9 protein-coding genes are annotated in these 13,837 nt (G+C 71.8%); 8 read left to right on the top strand and 1 reads right to left on the bottom strand.

Annotated elements, in window-relative coordinates; translation table 11 throughout:
* The first annotated feature begins 16 nt into the window (after nt 1-16).
* Nucleotides 17-796, top strand: a complete 780-nt coding sequence (locus AB0M36_RS21625) for an inositol monophosphatase family protein (protein WP_364160141.1) — start codon at nt 17-19, stop codon at nt 794-796.
* Here AB0M36_RS21625 and AB0M36_RS21630 read toward each other — a convergent pair.
* A complete protein-coding gene (locus AB0M36_RS21630; RefSeq protein ID WP_364160143.1) occupies nt 793-1,602 on the bottom strand; it encodes an SDR family NAD(P)-dependent oxidoreductase in 810 nt (269 codons plus the stop codon). The genes AB0M36_RS21625 and AB0M36_RS21630 overlap by 4 nt on opposite strands.
* A gap of 183 nt (nt 1,603-1,785) precedes the next feature.
* Here AB0M36_RS21630 and AB0M36_RS21635 point away from each other — a divergent pair, with 183 nt between their 5' ends.
* The 7 genes from AB0M36_RS21635 (at nt 1,786) to AB0M36_RS21665 (ending at nt 13,798) form a co-directional block, all read left to right on the top strand.
* Nucleotides 1,786-3,252: a beta-propeller fold lactonase family protein gene (locus tag AB0M36_RS21635; protein ID WP_364160145.1), complete on the top strand. Its 1,467-nt coding sequence runs from the start codon at nt 1,786-1,788 to the stop codon at nt 3,250-3,252.
* 1,298 nt (nt 3,253-4,550) lie between these two features.
* Nucleotides 4,551-5,009 (top strand): SAV_6107 family HEPN domain-containing protein, encoded by a 459-nt coding sequence (locus AB0M36_RS21640; RefSeq protein WP_364160413.1) that lies wholly within the window; start codon nt 4,551-4,553, stop codon nt 5,007-5,009.
* 1,323 nt (nt 5,010-6,332) lie between these two features.
* Nucleotides 6,333-7,205, top strand: coding sequence for a hypothetical protein (locus tag AB0M36_RS21645; protein ID WP_364160415.1), 873 nt, complete (start codon nt 6,333-6,335; stop codon nt 7,203-7,205).
* Nucleotides 7,202-8,890 carry a DNA polymerase Y family protein gene (locus tag AB0M36_RS21650; protein ID WP_364160147.1) on the top strand — a complete coding sequence of 563 codons (1,689 nt, stop codon included), beginning with the start codon at nt 7,202-7,204 and terminating at the stop codon, nt 8,888-8,890. Before AB0M36_RS21645 ends, AB0M36_RS21650 begins: the two co-directional genes overlap by 4 nt.
* Nucleotides 8,891-9,193: 303 nt before the next feature.
* Nucleotides 9,194-12,469, top strand: coding sequence for an error-prone DNA polymerase (locus AB0M36_RS21655; protein ID WP_364160417.1), 3,276 nt, complete (start codon nt 9,194-9,196; stop codon nt 12,467-12,469).
* An 89-nt stretch (nt 12,470-12,558) separates the two neighbouring features.
* Nucleotides 12,559-12,942: an SSI family serine proteinase inhibitor gene (locus AB0M36_RS21660; RefSeq protein ID WP_364160149.1), complete on the top strand. Its 384-nt coding sequence runs from the start codon at nt 12,559-12,561 to the stop codon at nt 12,940-12,942.
* A gap of 109 nt (nt 12,943-13,051) precedes the next feature.
* Nucleotides 13,052-13,798 (top strand): methyltransferase domain-containing protein, encoded by a 747-nt coding sequence (locus AB0M36_RS21665; RefSeq protein WP_364160151.1) that lies wholly within the window; start codon nt 13,052-13,054, stop codon nt 13,796-13,798.
* The last annotated feature ends 39 nt before the right edge of the window (nt 13,799-13,837 follow it).

The following is a 13,837-nucleotide window of genomic DNA, read 5'->3' on the forward strand; positions in this document are numbered from 1 at the left end:
AACCTATCCTTCGTCGATGATGATCACAGACGGGGAACTGGCGATCGCGGCGGCGCGGGCGGGAGCCGACGTCGTCCTCCAGAAGTACGGTTCGGCGTTGACCCGCTACGACAAGTCCGCCGGCGACTTCGCCACCTCCGCCGACCTCGAGGCCGAACAGGCCATCATCGACGTCCTGCGCGCCGCCCGCCCCGACGACGCCGTGACCGGCGAGGAAAGCGGTCGCACGGGCGTGCCGCTCACCGAGCGGATGTGGCTCGTCGACCCGCTCTGCGGCACACGGAACTTCGCGGCGCGCACCATGCTGGTCGCCGTGAACGTCGCCCTGCGCACCGGCTCGGAGACCACCGCGGCGGCGTCGGCCGACCCGTTCTCCGGCGAGGTGTTCTGGACCGACGGCGAGACCGCCTGGGTGCGCCACGACGGCGCCGACGAGCCGCTCGCACCGTCGCCGGAGTCGCGGCTGGTGGACGTCAACCTCGACCCGCCGTTCCCCAACGCACCCCGCTTCCGGGCGGTGGACCTGCTCGCCGATCCCCGTTTCGGCGGATCGTTCGGGCCGCGGGTGGTGTCCAGCACCCTCGCGGTCGCCTGGGTCGCCGCCGGCCGCCGCGCCGCGTACGTCACCGACGGAAAGCTGCGCGACAGCGTCCACTTCGCCGCCGGGATCGCGCTGTGCCAGGCGGCGGGCTGCGTGGTGACCGGGCTCGAGGGGCAGCCGGTGCACACCGGAGTGGGCGGGCTGGTGGTCGCGGCGGACCAGGAGACGCACGCCGCCCTGCTGGACCTTCTTTAAAGGCCAACGGCCTTCGCGCTCGCCTCCCAGAGCCGGGAGGCGAGCGCCGGGTCGGTGAGCCGCTGGTCCGGCACGGTGACGTCGTGCCCGACGTAATACGCGCCGTTGCGCAACTCCTCCGCCGGCGCCGTCGCCAGCCACGTCAGCAGCGCGGCCGCCTTCTCCGGGGTGGTCAGGAACGGGGCGATCTTGTAAAAGAGCCGGGTCACCGGGTCCGCGCCGAAGTTCGAGCGCACCACACCCGGATGGAAGGACACCGACAGGATGTCCGGCCAGCGCCGGGCCGCCTCCGCCGTGAAGAGGATGTTGGCACCCTTGCCCGCGCTGTAGGACCGCCACGCGTTCCACGACGCCGGATCGCCGGTGAGATTGTCCGGATCGAGCCGGGTGGGCTGGTGCCGCCGGGAGGCGGTGTTCACCACCCGGCCGCCGCGCAACCGCTCCCGCAACAGGTGGGTCAGAAGAAAAGGCGCGAGGTGGTTGCTCGCCAGGGTCGCCTCGAAGCCGTCCACCGTCTTCCGGTACGCCCCCAGCATGCCGCCGGCGTTGTTGGCGAGGACGTCGATGACCGGGTACATCTCCAGCAGCCGCTCGGCGAGCCGCCGTACCTCGTCCAGGGATTCGAAGTCGGCCCGGAACTCGCCCGGCGCCGGGCCGGTCGCCGCCGCGCGGATCGCCGCCATCGCCGCGCCCAGCCGGCCGGGATCACGCCCGACGACGACCACCTGGTCGCCCTGCGCGGCCAACCGCGTCGCCGCGGCCAGACCCACTCCGGAACTCGCCCCGGTGATCACGATCGTGCGCATGCGCCGTCCTTTCGCCGGGGGTGCGGGTGCCGTACCCGTATGCATCCTGGCAACCCGCACGCCCCGGAATCAACGTCACCGCTCGGGCGCGTCGATCTCCGAGGCCCGCGGGGTGACGTGTTCCCGCCGGAAAGGCCTTGAGTCCGGCATGCCGATGCCGACGTATCGAAGGGAGGATTGGTGATGGCTGGACGGCACGCCCGCACGACGCGCGGCCGCTTCGTGCGGCCCGTCGTCGCCGTGCTCGCGCTCCTGTGCCTGGCCGCCCCCGCGCTGATGCCGGCCAGCTCGGCCGCGTTCACCGCGCTGACCACGGGCCCCGCGTCCTCGTTCACCGCCCGCGCCACCTTCGGGCTCACCCAGACCGCGCCGTGCTTCAGCGACATCGGTGGCGGCTGCACGACCGTCCCCGGCATCGCGAAGGGCGTGAGCGTCGTGGTCAGCCCCGACGGCAAACACGTCTACACCGGCTCGGCGACCAACTCCGTCGTGGCCGAATTCTCCCGCAACGCCACGACCGGCGCACTGACTCGCCTGGCGAGCCCGAACGCGTGTGTCACCAGCACCGCCGGCCTGGCGGGCTGCACCACCATCGGGTCCACCATCATGGATGAGGTCTGGGACCTGGCCATCAGCCCGGACGGCAAACACGTGTACGTGGCCGCGTACAGCAGCTCTACGGTCGTCAGCTTCTCCCGCAACTCCACCACCGGCGCGTTGACGCTGCTGCGCTGCCTCTACGACGGCAGTGTCTCTGCCCCCGCCGGCTGCGCCTCGACCTCGGCCAGGGGCATCAAAGGTGCCAACGGCATCGTCGTCAGCCCCGACGGTGCGTACGTGTATGTCACCGGCTACGGATCCAACGCGCTCGCCGTATTCACGCGCAACGCGACCACGGGCGCACTCACCCAGGCGAGCGGCATCTCCGGCTGCTTCGCCAACGGCAACAACAACTCCATCGGCTGCACGACGGACGTGCGCGGGATGCTCAAGCCGTACTACCTGCGCGTGTCCCCGGACGGCGCCAGCGTGTACGTGGCGGGCTACAGCAGCAACGCCATCGCGATCTTCCAGCGCGACATGGCTACGGGCGTGCTTGCGCAGCCGGCCAGCCCGAACAAGTGTTTCTACAACACCACCAGCACCGTCGTCACGGAATGCACCGCCGCTCGAGGCCTCTCCAACGTGTACCACGTAGGTATCGCACCCGACGGCGCCACCGTGTACGCCCTCGGCAACACCAGCAACGCCGTCGCCGCCTTCACCCGTAACGCCAGCACCGGTGTCCTGACCCCGGTGGCCGCTCCCAACGCCTGCGTGAACAGCGGCACCGTGCTGACCGGATGCAGTGCCGCCAGGGCGATCTCGGGCCCGACCGGCATCGATTTCAGCCCCGACGGTCTGTTCGCCTTCGTGTCCGCCCAGGGGAGCAACGCCGTCGCGGTCTTCCGCCACAACAACAACACCGGTGTTCTGACCCAGCTGACCGGCACGAGTGGCTGTGTGGGAGGTCTCGCCGGGGACGGGTGCACCGCCGGCCTGGGCCTGAGCTCCGCCGGAGCCGTCGCCACCAGCCCGGACGGCCGGGACGTCTATGTCGCGGGCGGAAGCACCGACGGCTATGTCACCGTCCTCAACCTGACCCACTGACCCGCGCCTCGCCCCCTCCTCGGCGCCTCACCTCGTCCCTTGGGCGCCTCACCTCGTCCCTTGGGCGCCTCACCTCGTCTCTTGGCGCCCTACCTCGTTGCTGGGGCTCCCCACCCTCGTCCCTGGGGTGCCCGCCCCGTCTTGGGTGCCCACCCCCTCTTTGGCGCCTCACCCCCTCTTTGGCGCCTCACCTTCTCCTCGCCGCCTCACCTTCTTCTCGCCGCCTCACCTCCTTCTCGCCGCCTCGCGTGGACTTGCCGCCTGGCCTGGTCCTCGGCTGGTCTTTTCGCCCGGTGCTCGGCGCAGCTCGGCACCCGATCTGTTGCGACCTCCCTTGTGCGTCCAGCGGACCGTTGGATGTGGTTCCCGTGTCACCCCTCGGCGTTGCTTTTTTGTCGGAGGGGAGTGTTACTCTCTCCAGTAGTTAGAACGAGTGTTCGATTAACTCGAACGGTTGTTCCCACCGGCCACACCGCCGAGGTGACTGCCCTCCAGGCAGGCACCCCGCCGACCGGCCGGCTCGGGAACGGTCATTCCGAGTCATCGGGCGTCGGCTGACTGATCGGGAGGCCGTGTTTCGCGGCGTGGCCCCCGGGGTGGCGCCCGCGAAGCGCCGCACGCAAGGTCCGGGCATTCGCGGGTCCGGGCCTGCACAAGGCAGGACCGTCGTCCGCCGCCCTCGACCCCCGGGCGGCGGACGACGGACCCCGCCGGCGAAGTCCGGCCGGGTGTGGTGTGGGGAAGCTTCACACCCGGCCGGCAGCCACACCCCGCTGTGCCTTCCTCCGCAGCGACCCGGTTCGACCAGCACGTCGGATGCGATACACGCGAGGAGAAACCCCATGGTGAGCAACCCGGCACCGGGCCTGAGCCCACCCGCCCCGCCACCAAGCCGCCCGGATCCCGACCTGTCGGATGCCGACCTCTCGAGTCCCGGCTTGTCAGGCCCTGACTTCGCGGGTTCCGACTTTTCGGACCCCCGCTTGTGGGACTCCGCCCTCCCGGGCTCCGACCTGCGAAATCCCCGCCTCCGAAATCCCGGCCTCCGGGATTCCACTTTCCCGGATCTCGGCGTCCCGGGCCGTCCTCGCTCGGATCTCGGCGTCCCGGTTCCTTCTCGCTCGGATCTCGGCGTCCCGGCTCCTCGTTCGGATCTCGGCGTCCCGGCGACCGCTTTCTCGAGCGCCGATCAGCCGGAGCTGGCCGACGCGGCCGGCTCGCCCGAGCGCGGGCAGGCCGACGCGGCCGGCTCGCCCCAGCGCGGACCGGCGGGTGCACCCACGCCGCGAACATACGGCCTGGCGCACGCTCCCACAGCCGGTGCGCAGTCGGCCCCGACGGTCCCCGCCAACCTCCTGCCCCACCGCACCCCGGCCCAACTGCTCGCGATCGCCCGCCAAGGCCTGGTCGAAGCAGCCCGCACCAGCCCCGACGGCCTGCGTTACGCGGCGGCCCACCTAGCCGCCCTCCGAGCCGCCGCCGCGGTCCTAGCCGCCCGCGCCAGACCGGCCGCCCCCACCCGCCGCAACCGCGTGACCAGCGTCTGGTCGCTCCTGGTTCTGGTCGCCCCCGAATTCGGCGACTGGGCCAACTACTTCGCCCTGGGCGCCGCCAAACGAGCCGCGGCCGAGGCCGGCATCCCCCGCGTGGTAACCAGCCGCGAGGCGGACGACCTGCTGAGAGCCGCGGAGACATTCGTTTCCCTGGTGCAGTCAGCTCTCGGCCTGGCCTTCCAACCCACCCTCGAAGCCGCCTAGCGCCCCACCAGCCCAGTCGCCACCCCGAGGAACCAGTGCTCACCCGGGCGCTGGGAAGCCGTTGCCCACCCAGGGCCGTTGCTCACTACCCAAATCCGGTGCGCAGTCGGAGCCCAATGCTCGCTCGCCTAGGAGCTTGGGGCCGGCGCTTGCTCGGAGCGGGGGTTGCTTGGGTCGGGCGCTTGCTCGGGGCGGGCGCTTGCTGAGGGGCTGGGGTGCTTGGGGCCGGGGGGTGCTTAGGGCGGGTGCTTGCTTGGGGCGGGCGCTTGCTTGGGTCGGGCGCTTGCTCGGGGCGGGCGCTTGCTGAGGGGCTGGGGTGCTTGGGCTGGCGCTTGCTGAGGAGCTGGTGAGTGCATAGGCCGGCGCTTGCTGGGGGCCGGTGGGTGCTTGGGGCGGGCGTTTGCTCGGGGCTGGTGGGTGCTTGGGTTGGCGCTTGCTCGGGAGCCGGCGAGCGCGCCCATCATGCGGGCGCCTGTGAGATTGGCGCTGGCCTCAGCTTTCCGAGTCGGAGCCATCGCACTACCGCGCCGAGACGATCCGGTCAGGGCTGGGGCGGCCGCCGGTCGCCGGTCGCCGGTCGCCGGTGGCCGGTGGCCGGTGGCCGGTGGCCGGTGGCCGGTGGCTGGCGGCTGGAGGCTGGAGGCGAATGGCTGGACCGACTTACTGGCCTCTCTGGTCGCTGGCTGGGCCGGCTTGCTGGCTGACCGGCTTGTTCGCTGGGACGGCTTGTTGTCTGGACCAGCTTGTTGGCCGGACTGGATTGTTCGCTGGACCGGCTTGTTGGCCGGTCGACTTCTGATCTTTGGTGAATGTGTATAGCGGGGCGAGACGATGGCCGGGCGCATGATCGGTGGGGCTGCGGCTCTGGCTGAACTGGTGCGGCCCGCCGGGGAGGTCGTCGAGAGCGGGCTGCACCGGATGCTGCCGGTGCTTCCCGAGTTGGGAGGCCTGCTGCCGGGGCGGGGGCTGCGTCGGGGCAGCACCGTCGCGATCGGACTTTCTTCCGACCCCGGCTCCCCACCCAGGCCGGGGCATGGCTGGAGACGCGACGCGGATCGCCGCGATGCTCCGGTGACGACCGGGCCGGGGCGGACCTCGCGGGCCGCTCGCGACACCTCAGATCTTCGGTCCAGCCCTCGCCGGACTGCGTCCGCCGATGCCGGCGTGGGGGCCCCCGATGCCGGCGTGGGATCCGCCGTGGGCAGGGGTGCGGGGACAGCTAAGGGTGGGGCGGGTATCGCCACAGGCGTCGGTGCCTCCGGGGAGCCGGAAGTGGCCGCGGCAGGGACGGCTGGGGCGGGGAGCATCGCTGGGGCGGGGAGCATCGCTGGGGCGGGGAGCATTGTCGGGGCGGGGAGCATCGCTGGTGCTGGTGCTGGTGCTGGTGCTGGTGCTGGTGCTGGTGCTGGTGCTGGTGTCGGTGTCGGGGTGGCGGGTGCTGGTGTTGGCGATGCCGGTCGTTGGCGGGACGGCGCCGTGCGGGGCGGGAGTGGGAGTACCTCTCTTCTACTGGCCCTGCTCGCTGCCGCCTCTCATGCTGGATCGTGGTGTGCCGTGGTCGGCGTACCCGCGCTTGGTGTGCTCGCTGCTGCCGAGAGTGGGATTGCTCTTGATCGGTTGGCTCTGGTGCCGAATCCCGGTCCCGAGTGGCCCACCGTGGTCGCCGCGCTCATCGACGGGGTCGATGTCGTGGTCGTCGCCGTTCCCGGGTTCGTCTCCGTCTCCGTCGCCAGCCGGCTCGTCGCTCGGGCGCGGCAGCGGGGGTGTGTGCTCGTGCCGTATGGGCGGTGGGACGGGGCCGACGTCACCCTGCAGGTCACTCGGGGCCGGTGGGAAGGGCTCGGCGCCGGGCGGGGACGGTTGCGGCGACGGGAGGTCACCGTGATCGCCCGGGGGCGGGGGGCTGCCGCGCGGCCCAAGGAACTCACCATGTGGATGCCAGGCACCGCCGTGCCGCCTACCTCCGTCTCGCCGGTGGCTGCCTCACCCATGTCTGCCTCACCCCTGTCTGCCTCACCCATGTCTGTCTCGCCCGCGTCGGGGGCGTCTGGGTCTGGGCTGTTCGGGGCGGGGGCTCCCGGGACCGGGGTGGCCGGGTTGGAGGCTCCGGAGGTGGGGGCTCTCAGGTCGGGGGCGGCTGGGTTTGTGCTGTCCAGGGCCGGGGCGGCCGGGTTGTCCATCGTGGAGTCTTCGTGAGTGCCGCTTCCGGGCCTCGCACCCTGCTGCTCTGGTGTCCGGACTGGCCGGTCATCGCCGCTGAGATTGTGGAGGGGGTTTCTGCTGTTGGGGCGGTTGTTGTGGTGCGGGCTAATCGGGTTGTGGCCTGTTCCGAGGCGGCTCGGGCGGAGGGGGTGCGGCGGGGGTTGCGGCGGCGGGAGGCTCAGGGGCGTTGTCCTCAGCTTGTTGTTGTCGAGTATGACGCGGGGCGGGACGCGCGGGCCTTTGAGCCCGTGGTGGCCGCCGTCGAGGAGGTTGCCGTCGGGGTGGAGGTGGTGCGGCCCGGTGCCTGTGCGTTGGCGGCCCGGGGGCCTTCGCGTTACTTCGGGGGTGAGGAGCGGGCCGCCGAGCGGATCGTCGAGCAGGTCGCGCAGGCCTGCGCCGTGGAGGGGCAGGTGGGCATTGCCGACGGGGTGTTCGCGGCCGGGTTGGCGGCTCGGGACGGGCGGATCATTGCTGCCGGGCGTACCCGGGAGTTTCTTGCCTCCGTGAGTGTCGAGGCGCTGGAGCGGCCCGGGTTGGTTGATCTGTTGCGCCGGCTCGGGGTGACGACGCTGGGTGACTTCGCCGCGCTGCCCGGCTCTGACGTGCTGACGCGGTTCGGGTTCGATGGGGCGCTCGCGCATCGGCTTGCCGCAGGGCTTGACCATCGGCCGCTTGCCGTCCGTGAGCCGCCGCCCGACCTTGACGTGTCCGGCACCTACGATGAGCCGCTCGAACGGGTCGACGTTGCCGCGTTCGCCGGGCGGGCCCTGGCCGAGCGGCTGCACGAACGGCTTGCCGCGCACGGTCTGGCCTGCACCCGGCTGGGCATCGAGGCGGTCACCGCCGACGGCCAGGAACTGCACCGGGTGTGGCGCCACGACGGGATGCTCACCGCCGCGGCCATCGCCGAACGGGTGCGCTGGCAGCTCGACGGCTGGCTGACCGGTGCCCGCCGCGGCGCGCCCGCCCGGCCGACCGCCGGCCTGGTCCGGCTGCGGCTGGTGCCCGACGGCGTGCTCGTCCATCTTGGACTTCAGCCCGGCCTGTGGGGCGAGACAGGCGCGGAACGGGAGCGGGCGCACCGCGCGCTGAGCCGGATTCAGGGGCTGCTCGGCCCGGAGTCGGTGCTCACCGCGGTGACCGGCGGGGGCCGCTCCGCCGACGACCAGGTGCGGTTCGTGCCGTGGGGCGACGAGCGCGAGCCGACCCGGCCGGCCGCGCCTGCCGCGCCGCCGGTGTCGATGCAAGACCCCGTGGTGATCGCGATAGACGCCCCGCCCGGAAGCGAGGTCGTCCCCGCCAGGGGGGAGATCTCCCAGCCCCAGCCGGGGAAAGAGGACGGGAAGGACAAGCGCCCGCCCTGGCCGGGCCGTCTTCCTGCCCCCTCACCCGCGCTGGTCCTGCCGTTGCCCGCGCCCGTGGTTGTGGTGGACGAGGCCGGTTCGCCGGTCGGGGTCAGCGCCCGGCTCGAGCTGAGCGGCAGCCCGGCCGTGTTGGTGATCGGCGACGAGCCTGCCGAGATCGTCGGGTGGGTCGGGCCGTGGCCGGTGGACGAGCGGTGGTGGGCGCCGGCCGAGGCCCGCCGCCGGGCCCGCTTTCAGGTGGTCGTCGCGGACGGGCGGGCGTTCCTGCTGTCCCTGGCCTCGGGGCACTGGGCGATCGAGGCGATCTATGACTAGGGGCGCACGGTGAGTTTCCACAATCCCCGCAAATCGTGGGGCGAGCTGGAGAGCGTCCTCTCCGGGCGCCGCAGCAAGAAGGGCCGCGGCGACAAGGGCGACGGCGACAAGGGCGGCAGCAGCAAGGGCGGCGACGACAAGGGCAGCGGCAGCAAAGGCGGCGACAAGGGCAGCGGCGACAAGGGCAGCGGCAGTAAGGGCAGCGGCAGTAAGGGCAGCGGCAGCAAAGGCGGCGACAAGGGCGGCGGCAGTAAGGGCGGCGGCGGTAGGGCGGGCGGCGAAGGGGATCGTGGCGAGCGGCACCTGCACGTCGTCGATCCGCTCGCCGTCGATGGTGACGGCGGTGACTCGCCGGCGTGGAGCCGCAAGCGGCAGCCGTACCAGGCGCCCGCCCTGATCCGCACCGTCTCCGAGGACCGGTACGCCGAACTGCACTGCCACACCAACTTCAGCTTCCTGGACGGCGCCAGTCATCCGGAGGAGCTTGCCGAGGAGGCGGCGCGGCTGGGGCTTACCGGGCTGGCCGTCACCGACCACGACGGCTTCTACGGCGTGGTGCGGTTTTCGCAGGCCGCCCGGGAGCTCGGCCTGCCCACGATCTTCGGTGCCGAGCTCTCTCTCGACCTGTCGAAACCGCAGAACGGCGAGGCCGACCCGGAGGGCCGGCATCTGCTCGCCCTCGCGCACGGCCCGGAGGGTTACGCCCGCCTCGCCCGGACGATCTCCCGTGGCCAGCTCGACGGCGAGGAAAAGGGCAAGCCGGCGTACGGGGACCTGGAACAGATCGCCGAGGTGCTGCGCGACCACGTGCTGGTGTTGACCGGATGCCGCAAGGGCAGCGTGCCGAGGGCGCTCGCCGCCGAGGGGGTGCGGGGCGCGGAGCGCGAGTTGGACCGGCTGGTCGACCTCTTCGGCCGGGGCAACGTGGCCGTCGAGTTGACCGACCACGGCGATCCGTACGACGGCGACCGTAACGACGTGCTGTACGACCTGGCGAAGAGCCGCGGGCTGGAAGCGGTCGCGACCAACAACGTGCACTACGCGACCCCGGGTCGGCGTCGGCTGGCCACCGCGCTGGCCGCCGTTCGGGCCCGGCGCAGTCTCGACGAGATCGACGGCTGGTTGCCCGCGGCCGGGGCCGCCCATCTGCGGGGCGGCGCCGAGATGGCCAAGCGGTTCGCGGCGTACCCGGGCGCGGTGGAGAACGCCGCGATGTTCGGTGACGATCTCGCCTTCGATCTGCAGCTGGTCGCGCCGCGGCTGCCGGACTTTCCGATTCCGGAGCCGGGACACACCGAGATGAGCTGGCTGCGGGAGCTGACCATGCGCGGCGCCCGGGAACGGTACGGGCCGCCGCAGGCGCATCCGAGGGCGTACGCGCAGCTCGAGCACGAGCTGCGGATGATCGAGGAGCTGGACTTTCCCGGGTATTTCCTGGTGGTCTACGACATCGTGCGGTTCTGCCGCGAGCAGAACATCTACTGCCAGGGGCGGGGCTCGGCCGCGAACTCCGCGGTCTGTTACGCGCTGCGGATCACCAATGTGGACGCGGTCGAGTACGACCTGCTCTTCGAGCGGTTCCTGGCGCCGGAGCGGGACGGCCCACCGGACATCGACGTGGACATCGAGTCGGACCGGCGCGAGGAGGTGATCCAGTACGTGTACGGCAAGCACGGCCGGGAGCACACCGCGCAGGTCGCGAACGTGATCTCGTATCGCCCGCGTTCGGCCGTACGCGACATGGCCAAGGCTTTTGGATTTTCGCCCGGGCAGCAGGACGCGTGGAGCAAGCAGATCGACCGGTGGGGCAGCGTGGCGGCCGTCGACGTGGACGACATCCCGGAGCAGGTGGTCGCGTTCGCGAACGAGGTGCAGAGTTTTCCCCGGCATCTGGGCATCCATTCCGGCGGCATGGTGATCTGCGACCGGCCGATCATCGAGGTGTGCCCGGTGGAGTGGGGGCGGATGCCGGGGCGCACGGTGTTGCAGTGGGACAAGGACGACTGCGCGGCGGTCGATTTGGTCAAGTTCGACCTGCTCGGCCTGGGGATGCTGTCGGCTCTGCACTATGCGTACGACATGATCGAGTCCGATCTGGATCTCGGCGCCATGCGTCTCGACGATCCCGAGATCTACGCGATGTTGCGCAGGGCCGATTCTGTCGGGGTTTTCCAGGTGGAGAGCCGGGCGCAGATGGCCACCCTGCCCCGGCTCAAGCCGGACAAATTCTACGATCTGGTGGTCGAGGTGGCCCTGATCCGTCCGGGGCCCATCCAGGGCGGCTCGGTGCATCCCTACATCAGACGAAAAAACGGGCTCGAGGAACCCTCGGTGCCGCATCCGCTCATGGCCAACGCCCTCGCCAAGACCCTCGGTGTGCCGCTGTTCCAGGAACAGCTCATGCAGCTCGCCATCGACGTCGCGGGATTCGACCCGGCCGAGGCCGACCAGTTGCGCCGGGCGATGGGCTCCAAACGGTCGGCCGAGAAGATGGAGAAGATCAAGAAGCGACTGTACGAGGGGATGGCGGCGCGAGAGATCACCGGCGACCTCGCCGACGACCTGTTCCTGAAGCTGTCCGCGTTCGCCAGCTACGGCTTCCCGGAGAGCCATGCGATGAGCTTCGCCTTTCTTGTGTACGCGAGCGCGTGGCTGAAGCGCTATCACCCGGCCGCCTTCTGCGCGGCCCTGCTCAACGCCCAGCCGATGGGCTTCTACTCGCCGCAGTCGCTGGTGGACGACGCCCGCCGCCACGGGGTCGAGGTTCGCCGGCCGGACATCAACCTCAGCGGCGCCGCCGCGACGCTGGAGTCGACGGCTGCCACCCGGTGGGGCTCGGCGCCCGGGGAACCGCCGCACGCGTGGGGGCTGGGCGGGCCCGCCGTGCGGATGGGGCTGTCGAGCGTCCGTACGTTCGGCGAAGAGCTGGCGAAGGCCGTCGAGGAGGAGCGCGCCGCGCGGGGCCCGTACCGTGATCTGGCGGATCTCGCCCGCCGGACCGGATGCGGGACCGCCCAGCTCGAGGCACTCGCCACCGCCGACGCCTTCGCGGGTTTCGGCCTCTCGCGCCGGGAGGCGCTGTGGGCGGCGGGGGCCGCCGCGCAGGACCGGCCGGACCGCCTTCCCGGCACGGTCACCGGCACCGACGCGCCCACGCTGCCCGGCATGGGCGATGTGGACAAGCTGGTCGCCGACGTGTGGGCGACGGGGCTGTCCCCGGACTCGCACCCGGCGCAGTTCCTCCGCGAGGAGCTGACCCGCCGAGGCGCGCTGCCGATCGCGAAGCTCGGCCGGGTCGAGGCCGGCACCCGGATCCGGGTCGGCGGCATCGTCACCCACCGGCAGCGGCCGGCGACCGCGGGCGGGGTCACCTTCGTCAACCTCGAGGACGAGACGGGAATGCTCAACGTCACCTGCTCGCCGGGGCTGTGGCAGCGCTATCGCCGGGTGGCGCGGACGAGCACGGCGCTAGTGGTGCGGGGGCGGCTCGAGAAGGCGGAGGGGGTGCTGAACCTGGTCGCGGACCGGCTCGACGCGCTCACCCCGCCGGTTACGCCCGCGTCCCGCGACTTCCGCTGAACGGACACTATATTTCCGTTCTGCGTGTACGGCACCTTTCGGGGCGTACACCGGATGCGCACGGAAACGCACGACGGGGGAGCGACATCATGATCCGAACCATCGGCCTGTCCGCCGTCCTGGTTCTCGTCGGCCTCGCCACGGCCGGTCCGGTTTCCGCGGCGGTGCCGAAAAAGAAGACCGAGTTGACGCTCAGCTACATGGCCGACGCGGGTTTCGCGGCCGCGGTCGTGCTGCGCTGCGACCCGGCGGGTGGTCCGCACCCGAAGAAGGGCAAGGCGTGCGCGGCGCTGGCCAAGGCCGACGGCAAACCGGCGAAGCTCAAGCCCACCGCGGGCATGTGCACGATGGAGTACGCGCCGATCACCGCCGAGATCACCGGTCGGTGGCAGGGCAGGAAGGTCAACTGGAAGAAGCAATACGGCAATCCCTGCGAGATGCATCGCGCGACCGGAATCGTCCTGGCCTTCTGAACCAGCCGGCTTCTGAACCAGCCGTAGGTGATCGGCTGATCGGGTGTCACCGCCGGTGGCGGGCACGGCGTGGTCTCCCGCGCGTGCCCACGGCCGATACGCTGCGCATGTGGACACCGCACCGACGCGTACCCCCCGACCGCCCGTCACCCCGCGCACGGCCGCCGTCTGGGCCGTGCTCAGTCGCGAGCTCGAGCGTCACGCCGGGCGAGAGTTGACCGTGGTGGACGTCGGCGGCGGGACGGGCGGCTTCGCCGTGCCGCTGGCCGAGGCCGGGCACCGCGTCACGGTCGTCGACGCCAGCCCGGACGCGCTCGCCGCCCTCACCCGCCGCGCCGCCGACGCGGGCGTCGCCGACCGGGTCCACGCCGTCCAGGGCGACGGTGACGCGCTCGCCGGCCTGGTCGCCCCCGGCAGCGTCGACCTGATCCTGTGCCACGCCGTGCTCGAGGTCGTCGACGACCCGGCGGACGTGGTCGCCGCCGTCGCGGCGGCACTGCGGCCCGGGGGAGCGGTCAGCCTGCTGGTCGCCGGGCGGGCCGCCGCCGTGCTCGGCCGGGCCTTCAACGGTCACCTGGACGCGGCGTCCGCGCTGCTCGACGACCCCGACGGCCGCGCCGGCGGACGCGACACACTGCGCCGACGCTACGCCGCGGAGACCGCCGAGGCACTGCTCACGGAGGCGGGGCTCACGGTCGAAGAGACCCGGGGGGTACGGGTCCTCGCGGACCTCCTGCCCGCCGCGGTGGTGGAGGCGGACCCGCAGGCCATGCTCGACCTGGAGTTGGCGCTGTCCGTCCGGCCGCCGTTCCGCGACATCGCCGCCCAGCTCCACGTCTTCGCCCGGCGCCCGTGACGTCCGGCTCCGGCGTGCCTGGCTTCGCTCTTCCTGGCC

Source organism: Actinoplanes sp. NPDC051346 (assembly GCF_040682215.1).
Taxonomy (GTDB): Bacteria; Actinomycetota; Actinomycetes; order Mycobacteriales; family Micromonosporaceae; genus Actinoplanes.